We start from the raw sequence: 18,266 nt of genomic DNA on the forward strand, positions 1-18,266 counted from the left end.
AATGCGCTCCTGGACCGTCCTCGCTGCCGCTGCCGCGGCCAGCCTCGTCCTGGCCTTCGGGGTGGCCTTCTCGCAAGAAGGGGCGCCCGTGAAGATCGTGCCGCGGGTGACGGGCAACGCCCAGCCCATGGCGCTGGAACCGATCCCCCCGCTCGGACGCCCCGTCGTCGACGACGTCAAGCGCATGCGGAACTATCCGGAGCAGCCGCCGGTCATCCCGCACTCGATCGACGGCTATCAGCTCACCCTGAACACCAATCGGTGCATGGACTGCCACAAGCGCGAGTTCACCGAGGGCTCGGGCGCGCCGATGATCAGCGTCACCCATTTCCAGGACCGCGACGGGCAGGTGCTCTCGGATGTGACGCCGCGCCGCTATTTCTGCACGGCTTGCCATGTCCAGCAGACCGACGTCCAGCCGCTGGTCCGGAACGAGTTCCGGGACGCCAAGGACATCGGGCGGAAGCCGTAACGGGACAGGATCATGGCTAGGCTCAAATCCTTCATCCGCTGGTGCTGGAACAGCCTCGTGGCGTTCTGGCGCATCATCAGCCGGCCCAGCGCCTATCTGCCGCTCGGCTTCCTGACGGTCGGCGGCTTCGTCTGCGGCGTTATCTTCTGGGGCGGCTTCAACACCGCGCTCGAGGTCACCAACACCGAGAAGTTCTGCACCTCCTGTCACGAGATGCGCGACAACGTCTATCAGGAGCTGACCCAGACGGTGCATTTCCAGAACCGCTCCGGCGTGCGCGCCACCTGCCCGGATTGCCACGTTCCGCATAACTGGACTGACAAGATCGCCCGCAAGATGCAGGCATCCAAGGAGGTCTGGGGCAAGATCTTCGGCACGATCTCGACGCGCGAAAAGTTCCTCGACATGCGCCTCGAGCTCGCCAAGCACGAATGGGCGCGCCTCAAGGCCAACGACTCGCTCGAATGCCGGAACTGCCATTCTTCGGTGGCTATGGACTTCACCAAGCAGACGCGCCGGGCGGCCGAAATCCACAGCCGCTTCCTGACCACCGGCGAGAAGACCTGCATCGACTGCCACAAGGGCATCGCTCATCTCCTGCCGGACATGAGGGGCATCGAGCCCGGCTGGAAAGATGCGCCGGAGCTGCAGGGCAAGGGCAGTGCGTACCTGCACGCCCCGGAGCAGGCCGTGCGTACCTATCTGGCGGAGATCGAGACGCGCTGATCGCTGCCTACGGAGCCAGCGATACCGACGGGCCGCGCGGCTGCCCTCCATCGCCGCGCGTTCCGGGATGACCCGCTCGGGGTTTCAACCTGAGCATATCGGATGCTCTGGGACATTTTGTCCGACCATCCCGGCGGCAAAATGGGTATTTGAAATGTCACTTCTGTGCGATACGCCATGAATGCTGGCTTGGTGGCGTACGACGCCTGACGGCCGGAACAGGCTGGCGCGCTTCCGGCGAGAAGCTGTCGTCGAGATCACCTGCGGTTCCGGCAGAGGCGCCTGTCAGGCGCTCGACGCCGAGCCTGCGGCTGAGGGAGTGAACCGTGGTTGCTGCACTCACACTCGCGGAACGACAGAGCGCCATCGCCATATCCGCGCTCGTCGCGATGTGCGGGCTGGCCATGGCCATCGCCGGAAGCGACGACCTGCTGGGCGCACATGGCGTCATCGTCCTGATCTTCGGGCTCGGCTGCAGCGCGCTCGTCATGTCGCGCTATTTCGCGCCGGAGCCGTCTGAAGAGCGGCTAACGCGCTATTATGACGACCCGATCAGGGTCGGCATCATCCTCTCCCTGGGCTGGGCCGTGGTCGGCATGTTCTTCGGCGTCTGGGTTGCCGCGCTGCTGGCCTGGCCGGACCTGACTTTCGACGCGCCCTGGGCCAGCTTCGGCCGCCTCAGGCCCGTGCACACCTCGGGCGTCATCTTCGGCTTCGGCGGCAATGCGCTGATCGCAACCTCCTTCCATGTGCTGCAGCGCACCACGCGGGCACGCCTGCCGGATCAGCTCAGCCCCTGGTTCGTCCTGCTGGGCTACAACCTGTTCTGCGCGGTCGCGGCCAGCGGCTACCTGATGGGCGTGACCCAGTCGAAGGAATATGCCGAGCCCGAATGGTACGCCGACATCTGGCTGGTCGTCGTCTGGGTCGTCTACTTCCTGATCTATCTGCGCACGCTGCAGCGGCGCAAGGAACCGCATATCTACGTCGCCAACTGGTACTACATGGCCTTCATCCTGGTCGTGGCGGTGCTGCATATCGTCAACAACCTCGCCGTGCCGATCTCCTTCGGCCAAGCCAAGAGCTATTCGCTGTTCTCCGGCGTGCAGGATGCGATGACGCAGTGGTGGTACGGCCACAACGCCGTCGCCTTCTTCCTCACCGCCGGCTTCCTCGGGATGATGTACTACTACCTGCCCAAGCGGGCGGGGCGGCCGATCTTCTCCTACAGGCTGTCGATCATCAGCTTCTGGGGCATCACCTTCATGTATATGTGGGCGGGCTCGCACCACCTGCATTACACCGCGCTGCCGCAATGGGTGCAGACGCTGGGCATGACCTTCTCGGTCGTGCTGCTCGTCCCGTCCTGGGCCTCGGCCGGCAACGCGCTGGCGACCCTCAACGGCGCCTGGGACAAGGTGCGCGACGACGCGACGCTGCGCTTCATGATGGTCGCCGCGGTCTTCTACGGCATCTCGACCTTCGAGGGCTCGTTCATGGCGATCCGGGCCGTGAACTCGCTCTCGCACTACACCGACTGGACGGTGGGCCATGTCCATGCCGGCGCGCTCGGCTGGGTGGCGATGATCACCTTCGGCTCGCTCTATGCGCTGGTGCCGTGGATGTGGAACGTGGAGCGCATGTATTCGCCCAGGCTGATCGAGGTCCATTTCTGGCTCGCGCTCGCCGGGACCATCATCTACGTCTTCGCGATGTGGAACTCGGGCATCATCCAGGGCCTGATGTGGCGGACCTATAACGACAGCGGCACCCTCGCCTATTCCTTCCTCGACAGTCTTGTCGCAATGCACCCCTACTACATCGCGCGCACCGTCGGCGGCCTGTTGTTCCTGCTCGGCGCGCTCGTCGCCTGCTACAACGTCTGGATGACGATCCGGAGCGCGCATGCGCGGCTGGCCGCGGGCGCCGGAGAAGGCGACCGCCCCGTTCCTCATGGCGCCGGCGCGGCGCTGCAGCCCGGGGAGTGAGCCCGATGCGCGAATTCTTCCATCGCAAGCTCGAGCGCAGCGCCATCGGCTTCGTGCTCGCCATCATCGGCGTTTCGGCCATCGGCGGCTTCGTCGAGATCGCACCGCTCTTCACCATCGACGAGACGGTCGAGAAGGCGCCGGACATGCGCGTCTACACACCGCTCGAGCTGGCCGGCCGGAACATCTACATCCGCGAGGGCTGCTACGCCTGCCACAGCCAGATGATCCGCACGCTGCGCGACGAAGTCGAGCGCTACGGCCCGTATTCGCTCGCCGTCGAATCGAAGTACGACCATCCGATGCTGTGGGGCTCGAAGCGGACCGGGCCCGACATCGCCCGGCTCGGCGGCAAGTATTCGGATGCCTGGCATGTCGCGCATCTGATCAACCCGCGCGATGTCGTGCCGCAATCGGTGATGCCGAAATATGGGTGGCTGATGCGCACCGAGCTCAGGACCAGCGACCTCGGCAAGCACCTCGCCGCGCAGCGCGCCGTCGGCGTGCCCTATACCGACGCGATGATCGCCAATGCGAGCGCCGACGCCTATGGCCAGGCCAGCCCCGACAGCCCCTATGCCGGCGGCGTGAGCGAGCGCTACGGGGCGGCGACCAATTTGCGTGCCTTCGACGGTGAACCGAACCGCCTGACCGAGATGGATGCGATGGTGGCCTATCTCCAGGTGCTCGGCCGACTGACCGATGCGGCGCATCGCCAGACTGCAGCCAGCGGGGACTGACGCCATGGACCTCGACCATCAAACGTTGGTCGGCTTCGCCAAGAGCTGGGGCCTGTTCTACCTGATCGCCCTCGCCATCGGCGTACTGGTCTATGCGCTGTGGCCTTCGAACCGAGCACGCTTCGACCGCGCCAAGAACAGCATTCTCGACAAGGACGACAGGCCGGGGGACTGAAGCGATGGATCATGCGACACGCGATCCCGTCACCGGGCGGATGACGACAGGCCACGAGTGGAACGGCATCGAGGAACTCGATACGCCGATCCCGCGCGTGGTCCTGTTCTTCCTGGTCACGACGACCCTGTTCGCCATCGGGTACTGGCTGTTGATGCCGGCGTGGCCGCTCGGCTGGACCTACACCAAGGGCCTGCTCGGCATCGACCAGCGTGAGGTGGTGGCCCGGCAGGTGCGGGACGCGGCGGCCGAGCGTGCGAGCTGGACCAGCCGCATCGCTGATGCCTCCTTCGCCGAGATCGCCGCCGACCCGGCCCTGATGCGCCATGTCCGCGATACCGGGCGCACGCTCTTCTCCGACAACTGCGCCGTCTGCCACGGCACCGAGGGCAAGGGCGGGCCGGGCTTCCCCAATCTCGCTGCCGACTCATGGCTCTGGGGCGGCAGCCCCGAAGCCATCGCGGAGACCATCCGCGTCGGCATCAACGACACGGCCAAGGAGACCCGGGTCTCGCAGATGATGGCCTTCGGCCGCGACGGCCTGCTACAGCGCGAGGAGGTGCTCGCCGTCGTCGCCTATGTCCGCTCGCTGTCGGGGCAGACGCTGTCGACGCCTGACCAGGCCCGCCTGCCCGCCGGCAAGGAGGTCTTCGACGCCAACTGCGTCGCTTGCCACGGGCCCGACGGCAAGGGCCTGCACGATCTCGGCGCGCCTGATCTCACCGACGCCCACTGGATCTATGGCGGCGACCTGAATGCGATCTTCAACAGCGTCCAGAACGGACGCGTAGGCCATATGCCGAGCTGGGAAGGCCGGCTCTCACCGACCGAGATCAAGCTGCTGGCGCTCTATGTCGGCACGCTGCCGGGAGCCGGTCGATGACGGCGCGGACAGGAGCCGCTCCGAGCCGCACCGGCCGCCGGCTCCTCTGGCTCGCGCTCGCGGCGACGGTGGCAGCGCTGCTCATCCTCGCCAATGCGCATCTGGTCTATGTCGCGGTCGGCTCGCAGCCTGCCTGCGTGCCGCATGCCAAGGCGACGGGCGAGGCGGGCCAGTACCGCGCCGCCCGCCCGGTCTGCTGAAGGGGAGAGAGCCGATGGGTACGATCGAGAACGGCCGCGACATTCCCCTGCCTCTCGCGGCACAGCGTCGCCGCAACCTGCCTGCGAGCGCTGCGTTCGACTGGCTCGGCGCCGGCATGCGCGACCTGTTTCACAATCCCTTGCCGAGCCTGGTCTACGGCTTCGCCGTCTTCCTGATCTCGATTTCGATCGTCTGGGGGCTGTTCCGCCTCAGCCTGGACTACATCCTGTTCCCCGCTCTGGCGGGTTTCATGGTGGTCGGTCCGGTGCTGGCGATCGGCCTCTACCAGAAGAGCCGCGACATCGGGACGGGAGAGCCGGTCAGCCTCCGGCGCATGATCTTCGTCAGGGCGGCCTCCGGCGGACAGGTCTGGTACACTGGCGCCATCCTGTGCCTGCTGATGCTGGTCTGGATGCGGGCCGCCGTCATCATCTACGCCCTGTTCTTCGGGTTGCGACCCTTCCCCGGCTTCGGGGACGTCCTGACCATGCTGATTTCGACATCTGAGGGCTGGGCGATGCTGCTGGTCGGCACGGCCGTCGGCGGGCTGTTCGCGGCGTTCTCCTTCGCCATCAGCACCTTCGCCATCCCGATGCTGCTCGACGAACGCGTCGATGCCTTCACGGCGATGGGAACCAGCATCTCGATGGTCTGGAACAACATGCCGGTGATGCTGGCCTGGGGCGCCATCGTCCTCGGGCTCTTCGCACTCAGCGTGGCGACCGGGCTTCTCGGGTTGATCGTCGCCTTCCCGCTGCTGGGCCACGCCACCTGGCACAGTTACCGGGCGATCAGATGAGCTGCTGCCCGCCACCGCTCGCCTCCTACGAAGCGTTCGACGGCACGGCGGCGCGGCAGGAGATCAGGCTCGCCAGCCGTGAGTTGGACGGCGGCCTCAGGCAGAGCGATTTCTCGGTGCCGGGCGTCCATTGTGCCGCCTGCATCCGCGCGCTCGAGTCCGGGCTGATGCGGGTCGCCGGCGTCGAGCATGCGCGGGTCAATCTCTCGACGCGGCGCGTCGCGGTGAAGTGGCGCGGTGAGGAACCGCCGGACCTTCTGGCCGCACTGGCCGCGCTCGGCTATCCCGGCCATCTCTATGAGAACGAGGCCGACCGAGCCGATCCCGAGCTCTCCCGGCTCGTGCGGGCGCTGGCGGTTTCCGGCTTCGCCGCGATGAACATCATGCTGCTCTCGGTTTCGGTCTGGTCGGGCGCCGAACCGGAAACCCGCAGCGCCTTCCACTGGATCTCCGCGGCGCTGGCGCTGCCCTGCCTCATCTATTCGGGCCGGGTCTTCTTCGCCTCCGCCTGGGCGGCTCTGAGGCAGGGCCGGACCAATATGGACGTGCCGATCTCGATCGGCATCTGCCTGGCCTTCGGCCTTAGCCTTTACGATACCTTCCATGACGGCCCGCATGCCTATTTCGACGCGGCGACCTCGCTGATCTTCTTCCTGCTGATCGGCCGCACCCTCGACCATCTCATGCGGGAGAAGGCGCGCGTCGCGGTCCGCGGCCTGATGCGCCTCGCCGCGCGCGGCGCGACCGTGCTGCGCCCGGATGGCAGCCGCGACTACCTGCCCTTGGCGGACATCGAGCCCGGCATGCGGCTCTCCCTCGCCGCCGGCGACCGCATCCCCGTCGATGGCGTGATCGAGGCAGGCGTTTCCGAGATCGACTGCGCCATCATCACTGGCGAGAGCGCCCCGCAACCGGCAGCGCCCGGCTTGGACGTGCGGGCGGGGGCGCTCAACCTCTCGGGGCCACTGATCGTCACGGCCTCGGCAAGGGCCCGCGATTCCTTCCTGGCCGAGATGGTACGGTTGATGGAGGCGGCCGAGGGCGGGCGCGCCCGCTATCGCCGGCTCGCCGACCGGGCGGCGGCGCTCTATTCGCCCGTCGTCCATGCCACGGCCTTCCTGACCTTCCTCGGCTGGCTCGTTGCCACCGGCGACTGGCACCGCGCGATCACCATCGCCATCGCCGTGCTGATCATCACCTGCCCCTGCGCGCTCGGCCTCGCAGTCCCGATCGTCCAGGTCGTGGCGTCGCGGCGGCTGTTCGAGAACGGCATCATGGTCAAGGACGGCTCGGCGATCGAGCGGATGGCGCTGGTCGATACCGTCGCCTTCGACAAGACCGGCACCCTGACGCTCGGCCAGCCGCGCCTCGCCAACGCCGCCGAAATCGCCCCAGTCGATCTCGCACTCGCCGCCACACTCGCGAGCCGCTCCGCCCATCCGCTCTCGCGCGCCATCGCCGCGGCCGCGCCGACTGGCGACATCGCGCTGACCGAGATCCGCGAACATCCGGGCTATGGCCTCGAGGCACGGCTGGACGGCCGGCTCTACCGGCTCGGCCGGGCCGAATGGGCGCTTGCGGGAGACCGAGCCAGGCAAGAGGCCGGCACCGTGCTCTCGCGCGACGGCGCACTCCTCGCCCGCTTCGCCTTCGACGAGACGCTACGCCCGCAGGCCAGGGCGGCGGTCGAGACCCTGCGAGCGGAAGGGCTCGAAATCGAACTCCTCTCCGGCGACACGCCCGCTGCCGTGAACCGCATGGCGACCGCGCTCGGCATCACAGACGTCGCCGCGGCCTTGCTTCCGGCCCAGAAGGTCGAGCGGCTCGGCACCCTGGCCGCGGCCGGCCGCAAGGTCTTGATGGTCGGCGACGGACTCAACGACGCGCCGGCGCTCGCCGCCGCGCATGTCTCGATGGCCCCGGCCTCGGCCGCCGATATCGGCCGCAACGCCGCGGATTTCGTCTTCCTGCATGACGGGCTCGACGCGGTGCCGCGGGCCTTCGCGGTCGCGCGCAACGCCGGCCGCCTGGTGCGGCAGAATTTTGCGCTGGCGATCGGCTACAACGCCATCGCCCTGCCGGTCGCGATCGCCGGATACGTCACCCCGCTGATCGCCGCATTGGCGATGTCGTTGTCATCGATCCTCGTCGTCGCCAACGCGCTGCGCCTCGACGCCCGACCGAACCTTCCCGGCCCGGCTGCTTCCGGCACCGGGGCCACGACCAGCCTGATGCCCGCCTGGAAATCGGGCGAATGAGCAGCCTGGTCTTCCTGGTTCCGCTGGCGCTGGTGCTCGGCGGAACCGCGCTGGCGGCATTCCTCTGGTCGCTGCGCAGCGGGCAGTACGAGGATCTCGACGGCGCCGCCGAGCGCATCCTCCTGGACGAGGAAGGCGACGCGCCTGAGGAAGACAAGACAAGGAACGCGCCTGGTGCCCGGGATCGCGATCCCGATCGATCATGACTGCAATCGAGCCCTGTCTCGAGCGCCGGGGATACCGCGCTTGGCTCAGGGCATTCTGATTTTCACGCACGACGTCAGCCCGGACAAGCTGCGAAGCAGCGCCGATCCGGGATCCATCGCAGAGTTATGATACGAGGACCATCCATCCGGATGGCCCGCAGGAAGCTCCCGCCTATGCCTTCGGCGGGTTGCGGTCCGGAGATCGCATCACGAGGCTCGCCTTGGTCGAGTCCGACACGACCGGCCTTCACTCCGCTGCTTGCCGGGCAAAGGCATGCGGCAGCCCGGGATCGACGAAACGGAACTGCGTGGCGCCGCCGGCCGCGTCGCGCTCGAAGCGCAGCATGCCGAGCGTCGTATCGCCGATCATCGCCGCGATCGGCTGATAGGCCCCTGTACCGGACAGGCGGATGGAAAACTGGTTCGGATCCGGCCGGCTCGGCTCGAGCAGCAGCACCGCTTCGGTCTTCTCCAGCACGGCCCGCAACTTGCCGTCCTTCAGCGTCACACGCGCCGTCCCGAGGATCGGAGAGACATAGTCACCGGCGAGCGCCGCCGCATCCGGCGGCAACGGGCCCGCCACGAAGGCCGCCTTTTCCGAGCGTTCCGCCTCGCGTTGCTTGCGCGCGGCCTGCGCGGCGAGCGCGATATTGTCGACCTGCGGATTGCCGAGGACGCGGTCGTAGAACCAGTGGGCCAGCGCGTCGGCCATGCCGGGGCCGCCGATATTCGTCAGGATCACGATGCCGACGCCGAAATCGGGTAGGAAGCCGACATGCGCGCCGAAGCCGGTGGTGCCGCCATTGTGCCAGATTACGCGCCCGCGCGGCGTCGCCATCGCAACCCAGCCGACGGCGTAGCTCAGGCGGTCGGTCATCGCGACGCGCGGCGTCCAGGTCGCAGCCAGGTTTGCCTCCGAGACCAGCACCTTCTCGCCGACATGCCCGCGCCCGATCTGCAGCTGCAGCCACTTGGCCATGTCGGGGACATTCGAATTCAGCGCCCCCGCCGGGCCGAGCGAATAGGGGAAGGAGCCGTGGAAGGGGATCGGCACCGGCATGTCGTCGAGACGATGGCCGACGGCATGGTTGGCGGCCTTGTCGATCGTCTCCGGATCCGCCGAGGTCTCAGCCATTCCGAGCGGGTCGAGCACGGTCTTCTTCAAGGAATCGAACCAGCTCTTCTCGCCGTTCACCGCGGCGACGATCTCGCCGCCGATCACATGGGGGATGTTGAGATAGCGGAAATCGGAACGGAACGGCGCGATCTGCGGCGCGACCCTGAGCGAGCGGATCATCGTCTGCGGGTCGAAGCCGAGGAAGGCGAGCCCGTCATTGACATAGGGCGTCAGCCCGCTGCGCTGCGCGGCAAGGTCGAGTATCCGGAAATCGCGCGTCACCCAGGGGTCGGCGAGCTGGAAAGCCGGCATATGGTCGATGACCGGGTCGTTCCACTCAAGCTTGCCTGCATCGACCGCCTGAGCCAGCGTCGCGGAGAAGAAGGCCTTGGTCGTCGAGCCGATCTGGAAGATCGTTTCGGGCGTGACCTGCGCAGGCTTGCCGATCTCGCGTGCACCGAAGCCCTTGCCGTAGATGAGCTTGCCCTCGGCCACGATGCCGACCGCAACGCCCGGGACCGAGAATTCCTTCATCCCCGCCTGAAGCTGCTTCTCTAATTCGGGAACCAGCGCCTGAATCCTGGCCGCGTCCATCTCCGCGGCCTGTGCCTGAGGCGAGGCAGCAATGACGAGGCCACCCGCGAGCCATGCGGAGCAGGCCAGGCGCATGGCCTTCCTTCGCGACTGTGGCGATGTGGCGATCGACGACAGGCGAGCCAGGCGCATTGCTTCCCCCCGGAATTGTGAGCGAATTACGATGCGTCAGCTTGCCTCGCGAAGGTAACGTTCATCCCCTCGCTTTGGCGAGAATTTTAGAGTTCCCGCCCGTCCGCAGAGTGCCTGAAACGGCCGCCTCCGGCTTACCGCCCGTGGGTGTCGTGCTTGATGGCCGGGGCGCCCTCGGTCTCCTGCTCGTCATAGGGTGCGTGGGGCCCCGTCGGATGCCGCGAGAGCGGGCTCGGCCCGGGCCTGCGCTCATTCTGCTCGCCGGATTGGCCGGGCCGCTGAGCCGTCCTGAACCGGCCAGGCGCGCTGGCGGTGGGTATGATGGTCGTCTTCTCGGTCATGGTTGCCTCCTTCCTAGCGACGGGAACGAGAGCCGCGCCCCATGGTTCCGCCAACCATCGCGGCGCCAATGACAGCCGAGGCCCGGCAGGCACCCCGACAATCTTCGTCGAGGAAGCGCTGAAGCCCAGGCGAAGTATCTGCAGGGCTTCCTCTCCCGGGAGGGGACCACGATTGCTTTCAATGTCCGCCGAAGACGAGTGTGCGGATCGGCAGGACGAGTGCCTGGATGCGCAGCAGCAGCGCGTGGACGAGGCCGACCGCGTCCACGGCATGGAGCAAGATCTTGCGCCCGGAGGAGAGCTTGCCCGAGACGATCAGTTCGTGATTGCTGGAATAGGCGTTGGCGATGCAGCTGCTGCCCGGCGTGACGCCGTCGAGCCCACCGGTGTGAAGCGGCTCCAGGAAGGCCAGCAGGGTGCCCGGCCGCGAAACCTGCTGGACATCGAGCAGTTGCTCGCTACCGCGCACCTGGCCGGTCGCGATGAAGTCCTGCACGCTGGTCACGACCATCGGAATCACGACCCAGGGCTTCGACATGCAGGTCGCCTCGGCGACCATGCCGACCTTCATCACCTGCGCCTCGATCTGCGAGAAGCCGGCCTGAAGCGTGGTACGTCCCGCTTCCGCCGGGATCAGCACGCCGGCCGGCCGGATGAATGGGTTGACGATGTCGCCGACGCGCAGGGTGAACTGCTCGACGCGCCCGTCCACGCCGGCGCGGATTACCGTCTTGTCGAGATCGGTCTGGGACTGGGCCAGAGCCGCCTCCGCGCTCGCCTTCTCGGCCGGCAGCAAGGTCGCTATACGCGTCTGCGCGGCCGCTTTTGCGGCGGTCGCGGCGGAAACGGCCGCGTCCCGGCCCGCCACGAGGTTCTCGAGCCGCTCGATCTCGCGCCGTGCCACGACGTCGTCATTGCGGCGCCGGAGTTCCTGCTTGGTCTCGAGCTCGTCGAGCGCCTGCTTGTGCTGGCTTCTGGCCTCCTGGATCCTGGCCTCGTCGGTCAAAACCTCCGCCTGCGCTACGAGGAGCGCAGCCTCGACCTCGGCGATCTTCCGCCGCGCGGTCTCGACGGCGGCCTCCTGCTTGCTGCTGTCGAGCCTGAAGATCGGATCGCCCGCCTTCACCTCGCCGCTGACCCCGAGATGGACCTGCGAGACCCGGCCGTTCGTCTCCGGCACGATCGGCACGGTGCGGAACATCACCGTGGCGGCGGTCGTGGACGGGTGGTTGTAGAAGATCACGGTGATCAGCCCGATCGTCAGCATCAGGCAGGCGGTGATGCCCCATCGCAGCTCGAACCAGACCGAGTAGAAGGTGATCTCCTTGCCCAGGCGCTTGCCCTGCCGATACCGCCTGTAGAGATAGTCCGGCACGATGGTCAGCAGGGAGCAGAACAGAAGCTCAAGCATGGCTCGGCTCGCTCCGATCACGTGCGCCTGCGTCATTCGCGGCATCGACGACAGGACCTGGAGCCTGCCCGGCGGCCTCGCTGGACTCGGCACGGCGCGGCGCCATGCCGGCGATGCGTTCGAGCGCATGCGCCATCCGGCCGAACTGCCCCGAGAAGTCGGGAATGTCGATCAACGCCAGGAGAAGGCCCGCGACCCAGAACAGATGGATATGGGTGAACAGCGCCAGCAGGCCGAGAACCGCCACGATCTCGAACTGCAGCTTCTGGGATTTATGCGCCATGCGTTCCGGCAAGGTGTGCAGTCGCAGGAAGACGAGGCCGACGCCCAACAGCGCCGCGAGCAGGATCGCACCCGTCACGACCATGAGGACATCGGTTTCCCCCGGCGCGGTGATGAAGGCCGGCAGATGGCCTGGCGCGAGGGAATGAAGGCCGGTGGTCATGGGAGCGCTCCCGCTTCAAGGCAAATCGTAAAGTGGCGCCAGGGATCGGCCATCCGCCGGGCCCGGCACTAGGCCAGCCAGTTCCGGGCGAAATCGGCTTCCTCGTAGCCGTCCGGCTTCTGTCGCTTGGGCAGCTTGATCTTCTCCCGCGGCGGCGCCTCGTAGGGCACCGAGTCGAGGATGTGCGAGATCACGGCCAGCCTGGCCTTGCGCTTGTCGTCGGAGTGAACGGCGTACCACGGAGCCCAGGCCGTATCGGTGGCGCGGAACATCTCGTCGCGGGCGCGGGAATAATCGTACCAGCGCGAATAGGACTTCAGATCCATCGGAGAGAGCTTCCAGATCTTCCGGGGATCGCTGATGCGCTCCTGCATGCGGAGCGTCTGCTGCTCCTGGCCGACTTCGAGCCAGTATTTGAGCAGGATGGTGCCGGAATCGACGATCGCCTTCTCGACGCCCGGCGCGACCTGGAGGAACCCCTTCGCCTGCTCCTCGGTGCAGTAGCCCATGACGCGCTCGACGCCGGCGCGGTTGTACCAGCTGCGGTCGAAGATCACGATCTCCCCGGCCGCCGGCAGATGCGGCAGATAGCGCTGGACATACATCTGCGAGCGTTCGCGCTCGGTGGGAGGCGGCAGCGCGACGACGCGGAAGACCCGGGGGCTGACGCGCTCGGTGATCGCCTTGATGACGCCGCCCTTGCCGGCCCCGTCGCGGCCCTCGAAGACGATGCAGACCTTGCCGCCGGCATGCTTGGCCCATTCCTGCAGCTTGACCAGTTCCGCGTGCAGCTCGCGGAGCTGGCGCTCATAGGCCTTTCTCTTCACTGGCTCGCTGGCATCGGCTTTCATCGCGGCCTCCCTCGACGCTAGGACCAGCTCAGGAAGAATGCGACATCGCCTGGCATGCCGCCCGGCCAGTCGATGATCATCGCCCGCAGCTTGTACTTCGCCGGCTGCAGATGCTCCTTCCAGAATTCATAGGCCTGTCGGGGCCGTCCGGTGAGCGTCGCCGGCCAATCGGCCTCCGCGTTGTTGATCGCCCTGCCCCTGTCCGTGCAGAGCGCGCTCGGAAAGCGCATGACGAGCACCTCCGTTTCGCCGCGCTGGGCGGCTGCGCGCGTCTTGTTCGCGAGACTGTGCTTGATCTCCGCGATCTTCTCCGGCGTAACGGCGATCTCCTCCTGAAGGGCGGCGACGAGCTTCTTTCGCGCCTGCTCGGCCTTGTCCATGGCACCCAGCATCTTGGACGCCTTGGCCGTTTCGAGCTCGGTCATGTAGACGCGCAGATCGTCCGCGGACATGAAACTCTCGTCGCCGAGCCTTGCCGCATCGAGATTCCGGCTGGCGGTCGACATGGCTGCTTCTCCCGGTTTGACGCCTCCCGGCATGCAGGCACGTGGCCTGCATGCCGGGAGGGCCAGTTCAGTACTTCTGGAAGTGGAAGGCTTCGGCGAACGTCAACTCGACCATGTCGCCGCGCCGCAGGCGCCTGAGATCCTGCTTGATCTCCGGGTCGACCACCGTCAGGGAGCGCGGCCCCAGCGGGCCGACATAGCTGACGATGCCGGTCGTCGGATCGAACGCCTGGAAGCGAGCCGTCACCGTCAGAGCGCGCACGACGAACTTTTCAGGCAGGTTCTGGAAGGAAGGGTCGCTGGTGACCTCGGTATAGACGATGCCCGGCCGCGCGCCGCGCCGAGCCTTCCTTGCCCCGAGGATGACGCCTTCGACGCGCCGGATCTCGACCCTGTCACCCGGCTGGATGTTCTGCAGGGTACCGAACACCTCCGGCACCGCGACATGCCAGGACCGGGCGCCCTGCCGGACGAGCACGATGCGCTCGGACGGCTGCACGTCGACGACCTCGACATCGAGCTGTTCGACCTCCACCGGCCCCAGGCCGGCGACGATCACGGTGCTGGTGGTCACCGTCGGATAGGGCGCGCAACCGGCGGCGCCGGCCGCAAGCGCGAGAGCCAGGATCCAACCCATGTGCTTCGGCATCGGAACTCTCCACATTTTGGATGCGCTTCAATCTCGGTCCGGGCCGTTGGGCCGGACCGGCCATTCGAGAACTGCCTGTCGAAGCTCGGCTCCGAGGCCTTCCACGAGTTGCCTGTACTCAGCGTATTGCGCTGCATGCTCCGGAGCTTCCGCATTTTTTCGCCGCCGCAGGGCCTCCTCCGCATCGGCGAAATCTGCGCACAAGCCGCGGAAGCTTTCGCTTTGCAGCGCCATTTCCATGATCACGCTCTTGTATTTCGGCAGAAACCGGATGGCCGCCAGAATTCCCGGATCCATCGGATCGAGCCCCCGCGATGTGCACAATTATGTCGCCAGGGAGCGGCCGTGGGAGTAATTTACGGGAGGCTACGCTGATCTGATCGCCTTCTGTGCTTGGTTCTCATTCGGATACTCGTCTGGGGGACGGCGTCCATGGATCGAGAAAAGTCGGACAATTCCTGCAGCCGCGACATGCCCGCCGACGCGACGCCGAGCGAAATCGATATCCGAGCCCAGTTGGCGCGGATTCTGTCGAGTACCGAGTTCAGCGTTCCGGAGCGGATTCGCCAGTTCCTGCTCTGTATCGTCAGCGAGACGCTCGCCGGCCGGTCGGAGCGCATCAAGGCTTATTCGGTCGCGGTGGAGGTCTTCGGCCGGGATACCAATCTGGATATTCAGAACGACCCTGTCGTCCGCATCGAGGCGGGGCGGCTCAGGCGCGCCCTTGAACGGTACTACCTTCTCTCCGGAAACGCCGACCCGATCCTGATCGAAATCCCGAAAGGCGGCTATGTACCCCGCTTCCACCAGCGGGAGAACCGTTTGAAGAACGGGGAAGCCGCCCCGCAACCGGAGCCCCTACGCAAGCGAAGCTTCGGTCGGTTGGCCGATGCATTGCGGCCACATTCCTGGCTTGTTGCCTCCCTGGTTGCTACGGCGGTGATTGGCGTTACCTCGCTGGTCCGGTTGGAGACGCCGTCGCCGCCGGCCGCGTCCGCAACAGTGAGCGCTCAGCCCGAGGAGCCCTCCCTGATCGTCAAGCCTTTCGTCAACCTGTCGAAGAGCCCGGACGTCGACATCTATGTGGCAGGGCTCGGCGAAGAACTCCTTAGCCAACTCGCACGCTTCAAGGAACTGACGGTGTTCGGGCGGGAGACCTCGGTCGCAGTGCTGCCCGGCGCTTCCGCCGCGGAGATCCGGCAGCAATTCGGCAATCGCTACGTCCTGGAAGGCGGCGTGCGCATGGTCGAGGGGAAGCTCAGGGTGACGAGCCGCGTCCTGGACGGCGAAACCTCCGCCATCATCTGGTCGGGCACGTATGATGCGGACCCGCGGGCCAACGACATCGCGGACATTCAGCTGACGATCGCCTCCAAGGTCGCAACCGCAGTGGCACAGCCCTACGGCATCATCTTCAGCGCGCCTCCGCGCCCGGTGCAGGCGCGGGGGGCGCAAAGCCTCGAAGCCTATCGCTGCTCGTATCGCTTCTATAACTACCGGACCGTGCTCGACCAGGCTGCGCATGCCGAGACGCGCGCATGCCTGGAGCAGGTGACCGCGCGCTATCCCGAGCACGCGACGGGCTGGGCGATGCTGTCTTATCTCTATCTCGACGAGGATCGCTTCCAGCTGAACCGGCGCCCGGGTTCGCCGCAGCCGGCCGAACGGGCGCGCGACGCGGCCGAGCGCGCGGTGCGCATCGACCCGGAGAATGTGCGCGCGCTGCAGGCGCTGATGACGGTGCTCTACTTCGGCAAGGAACCGGCCGAGGCACTCCGGGTCGGTTCGCGGGCGCTCGCGCTCAACCCGAACGATACCGAATTGCTCGGCGAGTTCGGGAGTCGCGTGGCCCAGGCCGGAGACTGGGCGCGAGGAGCGGCACTGATCGAGGAAGCCATGGTCCGCAACCCAGGCCATTCCGGATATTATGTCGGGCTGCTGGCGCTCGCCGCCTATATGCAGGGCGACGATGCGAGGGCTGCCGATCTCATCCGCCGGGCGAATCTGCGCGGGTTCTCGATCTACCATTTTGTCGCGGCGCTGATCTTCGCGAGGATCGGGCTGGAGACGGAGACGGCGCAAAGCCGCGCCGAGTTCCTGAAGCTGCGGCCACGATTCTTCGAGGATTTCGACGGCGAGCTCGGCAAGCGCAACTTCAACGCCAGGGACCGCGCCATCATCATTCGCGGCGCCATCCAGGCCGGCTTTCCGGTCCAGACACGCTTCGCGGCCGGTGCGGAATAGAGCCTCGGACCGAAAAGTGGAATACACTTTCGGATCCTTCCGATGCCGAAGCAAAGAGATGGATCGACACTTCGCGTCCGATAGGACGCGCGTCGAGCCAGCCACCGGTTTCCGCTTCGAACCGGCCCTGCCGCGAGCGCTCGTCGCGTGTAGCAAACCGTAACCTACTACCTGAAAGACCGATTGCGGCTTTGATTACCGCTCACAGGACCTGTCGCGACGGCGGCGGCGGCACCATCGGTGAGCGGGTGGTTCATCGCACGATCGCCGAAGCAAGGGATCGCGACAGCGATGCGTCGCTCGGGCATGCAACCAAGACGCGGAGGGCCTCAATGACCGTCATCGACCGTCGCCTGTTCCTGTTCGTCCTGGTCATGGCGGCAGCACCGCTACAGGACACGCAGGCACAGGCCAGCCGTCTCCAGGGCGCATGGCTCGAAGAGGGATCGTCCTGCGAAAGCGTCTTCGTGGCGACACCGAAGGCGGTCGCGTTCAAGCGACCGGCCAGCGCCTTCGCGCCGGCCTTCATCATCTCCGGCCGGCGCCTCTCGACACCGCTGGCGACCTGCGGACTCGCCGGCATCAGCCACAGCGGCGAGAGATTGGTCCTGCGCCTGAGTTGCACGACGAGCGTCTCACCTAGTACCGCTCGCGCGGTGCTCTCCCCGGCGGGTGACGGCAGCCTCTACCGTCACCACTCCCTGGAAGGCGGCATCGCGACCCGGTATCAGCGCTGTAGCCGGGACGCGCTGAAGCCGCCCTGAGCCGCCTGATCACCGAGGCTACCAACATGGAAATCGGGGGATCGGCCATGTCAGCTCTCGTACATGTCGTTGAAGCCGATGCGGCCTCGCAGGCCGAGATCGGCTACCTGCTCCAGACATGCGGCTATCAGACGAAGGCCTGGAGCAGTGCCGACGAGATACTCCGGAAGATACCGGACGGCGGACGCGAAGGCTGCATCGTCATCGACATGCAGGCCCGCGACGCAGCCGCACCCGACCTCTTCGACCGGCTGAGCAGGGCCGGTTCGAGCCTGCCCGTCATCTTCCTTGCCGGGCACGGCGACGTTAGGGCCGGCGTACGCGCGATCCAGGCGGGGGCGGAGGATTTCTTCACGAAGCCGGTGGAGCGCGAGGAGTTCATCGGGGCAATCGACCGCGCGATCGCGCGGCATCGCCTCGCCAATGAGCGGGAGAGCTGGCTCCGCGCGGCGATGATGCGGGTGCAACGGTTGACGAGACGCGAGCGCGAGGTCTTCGAACGCGTCGTCCGCGGCAGGATGAACAAGCAGATCGCGTTCGAGCTCGGGACGACGGAGCGCACCATCAAGGCCCACCGTCAGAAGGTCATGGAGAAGCTCCAGGTCCGCTCGGTCGTCGAGCTCGTCTCCTGCGCCGAGCGGCTCGGTCAGTTCCGGCCTCCGCTAGATGTGGCTTGATGATTTTGCGTGGAACCACGCCGTCATCCTGGGCAACCGAAGTCGTCCCAGGATCCTTCATGGGGCGATGGCCTGCCTTATGATCCA

General features: G+C 66.6%; 21 protein-coding genes. 13 read left to right on the forward strand and 8 right to left on the reverse strand.

The annotated features are described in order from the left end of the window. Position 1: 1 nt before the first annotated feature. The 10 genes from ASE63_RS07155 to ccoS all read left to right on the forward strand — a co-directional run bounded on the left by ASE63_RS07155 (position 2) and on the right by ccoS (position 8,448). A complete protein-coding gene (locus ASE63_RS07155) occupies positions 2–472 on the forward strand; it encodes a nitrate reductase cytochrome c-type subunit (protein WP_056798681.1) in 471 nt (156 codons plus the stop codon). Between the two features lie 12 nt (positions 473–484). Further along, a complete protein-coding gene (locus ASE63_RS07160; RefSeq protein ID WP_056798684.1) occupies positions 485–1,198 on the forward strand; it encodes a cytochrome c3 family protein in 714 nt (237 codons plus the stop codon). Between the two features lie 326 nt (positions 1,199–1,524). After that, the gene (gene ccoN / locus ASE63_RS07165) at positions 1,525–3,186 is read left to right on the forward strand and encodes a cytochrome-c oxidase, cbb3-type subunit I (protein WP_056798687.1); all 1,662 of its coding nucleotides are present in this window, start codon (positions 1,525–1,527) and stop codon (positions 3,184–3,186) included. A 5-nt stretch (positions 3,187–3,191) separates the two neighbouring features. Next, the gene (gene ccoO / locus ASE63_RS07170; protein ID WP_056798691.1) at positions 3,192–3,926 is read left to right on the forward strand and encodes a cytochrome-c oxidase, cbb3-type subunit II; all 735 of its coding nucleotides are present in this window, start codon (positions 3,192–3,194) and stop codon (positions 3,924–3,926) included. 4 nt (positions 3,927–3,930) lie between these two features. Next, positions 3,931–4,101 (forward strand): CcoQ/FixQ family Cbb3-type cytochrome c oxidase assembly chaperone, encoded by a 171-nt coding sequence (locus ASE63_RS07175; protein ID WP_056798693.1) that lies wholly within the window; start codon positions 3,931–3,933, stop codon positions 4,099–4,101. A gap of 4 nt (positions 4,102–4,105) precedes the next feature. Then, entirely contained in the window at positions 4,106–4,984 is an 879-nt protein-coding gene (ccoP, locus tag ASE63_RS07180) for a cytochrome-c oxidase, cbb3-type subunit III (protein WP_056798696.1), read from the forward strand. Continuing rightward, positions 4,981–5,184: a hypothetical protein gene (locus ASE63_RS07185; protein WP_056798699.1), complete on the forward strand. Its 204-nt coding sequence runs from the start codon at positions 4,981–4,983 to the stop codon at positions 5,182–5,184. The genes ccoP and ASE63_RS07185 overlap by 4 nt, the downstream gene beginning before the upstream one ends. A 14-nt stretch (positions 5,185–5,198) precedes the next feature. Beyond that, positions 5,199–5,984, forward strand: a complete 786-nt coding sequence (locus ASE63_RS07190; RefSeq protein ID WP_056798702.1) for a DUF2189 domain-containing protein — start codon at positions 5,199–5,201, stop codon at positions 5,982–5,984. Continuing rightward, positions 5,981–8,242: a cation-translocating P-type ATPase gene (locus ASE63_RS07195; RefSeq protein WP_082609726.1), complete on the forward strand. Its 2,262-nt coding sequence runs from the start codon at positions 5,981–5,983 to the stop codon at positions 8,240–8,242. Before ASE63_RS07190 ends, ASE63_RS07195 begins: the two co-directional genes overlap by 4 nt. After that, positions 8,239–8,448 (forward strand): cbb3-type cytochrome oxidase assembly protein CcoS, encoded by a 210-nt coding sequence (ccoS, locus tag ASE63_RS07200; protein WP_056798705.1) that lies wholly within the window; start codon positions 8,239–8,241, stop codon positions 8,446–8,448. The genes ASE63_RS07195 and ccoS overlap by 4 nt, the downstream gene beginning before the upstream one ends. A gap of 247 nt (positions 8,449–8,695) precedes the next feature. Here ccoS and ASE63_RS07205 read toward each other — a convergent pair whose 3' ends face one another. The 8 genes from ASE63_RS07205 to ASE63_RS07240 form a co-directional block, all read right to left on the reverse strand. Beyond that, positions 8,696–10,234, reverse strand: a complete 1,539-nt coding sequence (locus ASE63_RS07205; RefSeq protein WP_056798708.1) for a serine hydrolase domain-containing protein — start codon at positions 10,232–10,234, stop codon at positions 8,696–8,698. A gap of 191 nt (positions 10,235–10,425) precedes the next feature. After that, positions 10,426–10,632 (reverse strand): hypothetical protein, encoded by a 207-nt coding sequence (locus ASE63_RS07210; RefSeq protein ID WP_056798710.1) that lies wholly within the window; start codon positions 10,630–10,632, stop codon positions 10,426–10,428. A 178-nt stretch (positions 10,633–10,810) separates the two neighbouring features. Continuing rightward, positions 10,811–12,043, reverse strand: coding sequence for a biotin/lipoyl-binding protein (locus ASE63_RS07215; protein WP_056798952.1), 1,233 nt, complete (start codon positions 12,041–12,043; stop codon positions 10,811–10,813). Beyond that, complete coding sequence (locus ASE63_RS07220) at positions 12,036–12,488, reverse strand: hypothetical protein (RefSeq protein ID WP_156410230.1); 453 nt, start codon at positions 12,486–12,488, stop codon at positions 12,036–12,038. The genes ASE63_RS07215 and ASE63_RS07220 overlap by 8 nt, the downstream gene beginning before the upstream one ends. 68 nt (positions 12,489–12,556) lie before the next feature. Next, positions 12,557–13,339 (reverse strand): polyphosphate kinase 2, encoded by a 783-nt coding sequence (gene ppk2, locus ASE63_RS07225; protein ID WP_056798712.1) that lies wholly within the window; start codon positions 13,337–13,339, stop codon positions 12,557–12,559. A 17-nt stretch (positions 13,340–13,356) separates the two neighbouring features. Further along, on the reverse strand, positions 13,357–13,845 hold the full coding sequence (locus ASE63_RS07230) for a hypothetical protein (protein WP_056798715.1): 489 nt from the start codon (positions 13,843–13,845) through the stop codon (positions 13,357–13,359). A gap of 67 nt (positions 13,846–13,912) precedes the next feature. After that, the gene (locus ASE63_RS07235) at positions 13,913–14,494 is read right to left on the reverse strand and encodes a hypothetical protein (protein ID WP_056798717.1); all 582 of its coding nucleotides are present in this window, start codon (positions 14,492–14,494) and stop codon (positions 13,913–13,915) included. A 27-nt stretch (positions 14,495–14,521) separates the two neighbouring features. After that, positions 14,522–14,791: a hypothetical protein gene (locus tag ASE63_RS07240; protein ID WP_056798720.1), complete on the reverse strand. Its 270-nt coding sequence runs from the start codon at positions 14,789–14,791 to the stop codon at positions 14,522–14,524. Positions 14,792–14,926: 135 nt separating this feature from the next. Here ASE63_RS07240 and ASE63_RS07245 point away from each other — a divergent pair, with 135 nt between their 5' ends. From ASE63_RS07245 to ASE63_RS07255, 3 genes are all read left to right on the forward strand, one after another. Beyond that, positions 14,927–16,738 carry a hypothetical protein gene (locus ASE63_RS07245; protein ID WP_056798724.1) on the forward strand — a complete coding sequence of 604 codons (1,812 nt, stop codon included), beginning with the start codon at positions 14,927–14,929 and terminating at the stop codon, positions 16,736–16,738. A 332-nt stretch (positions 16,739–17,070) separates the two neighbouring features. Next, the gene (locus tag ASE63_RS07250; protein ID WP_156410231.1) at positions 17,071–17,502 is read left to right on the forward strand and encodes a hypothetical protein; all 432 of its coding nucleotides are present in this window, start codon (positions 17,071–17,073) and stop codon (positions 17,500–17,502) included. A gap of 47 nt (positions 17,503–17,549) precedes the next feature. Continuing rightward, the gene (locus tag ASE63_RS07255; protein ID WP_056798731.1) at positions 17,550–18,179 is read left to right on the forward strand and encodes a LuxR C-terminal-related transcriptional regulator; all 630 of its coding nucleotides are present in this window, start codon (positions 17,550–17,552) and stop codon (positions 18,177–18,179) included. The last annotated feature ends 87 nt before the right edge of the window (positions 18,180–18,266 follow it).

This window comes from Allobosea sp. Root381, from assembly GCF_001429395.1.
In the GTDB taxonomy this organism is placed as follows: domain Bacteria; phylum Pseudomonadota; class Alphaproteobacteria; order Rhizobiales; family Beijerinckiaceae; genus Allobosea.

Bases quoted from the DNA above. Each gene is read 5' to 3' on its own strand.
- ASE63_RS07155 (WP_056798681.1), top strand. From the start codon at position 2: ATGCGCTCCTGGACCGTCCTCGCTGCCGCTGCCGCGGCCAGCCTCGTC.
- ASE63_RS07160 (WP_056798684.1), top strand. From the start codon at position 485: ATGGCTAGGCTCAAATCCTTCATCCGCTGGTGCTGGAACAGCCTCGTG.
- ccoO (WP_056798691.1), top strand. From the start codon at position 3,192: ATGCGCGAATTCTTCCATCGCAAGCTCGAGCGCAGCGCCATCGGCTTC.
- ASE63_RS07175 (WP_056798693.1), top strand. From the start codon at position 3,931: ATGGACCTCGACCATCAAACGTTGGTCGGCTTCGCCAAGAGCTGGGGC.
- ccoP (WP_056798696.1), top strand. From the start codon at position 4,106: ATGGATCATGCGACACGCGATCCCGTCACCGGGCGGATGACGACAGGC.
- ASE63_RS07185 (WP_056798699.1), top strand. From the start codon at position 4,981: ATGACGGCGCGGACAGGAGCCGCTCCGAGCCGCACCGGCCGCCGGCTC.
- ASE63_RS07190 (WP_056798702.1), top strand. From the start codon at position 5,199: ATGGGTACGATCGAGAACGGCCGCGACATTCCCCTGCCTCTCGCGGCA.
- ASE63_RS07195 (WP_082609726.1), top strand. From the start codon at position 5,981: ATGAGCTGCTGCCCGCCACCGCTCGCCTCCTACGAAGCGTTCGACGGC.
- ccoS (WP_056798705.1), top strand. From the start codon at position 8,239: ATGAGCAGCCTGGTCTTCCTGGTTCCGCTGGCGCTGGTGCTCGGCGGA.
- ASE63_RS07205 (WP_056798708.1), bottom strand. From the start codon at position 10,234: ATGCGCCTGGCCTGCTCCGCATGGCTCGCGGGTGGCCTCGTCATTGCT.
- ASE63_RS07210 (WP_056798710.1), bottom strand. From the start codon at position 10,632: ATGACCGAGAAGACGACCATCATACCCACCGCCAGCGCGCCTGGCCGG.
- ASE63_RS07215 (WP_056798952.1), bottom strand. From the start codon at position 12,043: ATGCTTGAGCTTCTGTTCTGCTCCCTGCTGACCATCGTGCCGGACTAT.
- ASE63_RS07220 (WP_156410230.1), bottom strand. From the start codon at position 12,488: ATGACCACCGGCCTTCATTCCCTCGCGCCAGGCCATCTGCCGGCCTTC.
- ppk2 (WP_056798712.1), bottom strand. From the start codon at position 13,339: ATGAAAGCCGATGCCAGCGAGCCAGTGAAGAGAAAGGCCTATGAGCGC.
- ASE63_RS07230 (WP_056798715.1), bottom strand. From the start codon at position 13,845: ATGTCGACCGCCAGCCGGAATCTCGATGCGGCAAGGCTCGGCGACGAG.
- ASE63_RS07235 (WP_056798717.1), bottom strand. From the start codon at position 14,494: ATGCCGAAGCACATGGGTTGGATCCTGGCTCTCGCGCTTGCGGCCGGC.
- ASE63_RS07240 (WP_056798720.1), bottom strand. From the start codon at position 14,791: ATGGATCCGGGAATTCTGGCGGCCATCCGGTTTCTGCCGAAATACAAG.
- ASE63_RS07245 (WP_056798724.1), top strand. From the start codon at position 14,927: ATGGATCGAGAAAAGTCGGACAATTCCTGCAGCCGCGACATGCCCGCC.
- ASE63_RS07250 (WP_156410231.1), top strand. From the start codon at position 17,071: ATGACCGTCATCGACCGTCGCCTGTTCCTGTTCGTCCTGGTCATGGCG.
- ASE63_RS07255 (WP_056798731.1), top strand. From the start codon at position 17,550: ATGTCAGCTCTCGTACATGTCGTTGAAGCCGATGCGGCCTCGCAGGCC.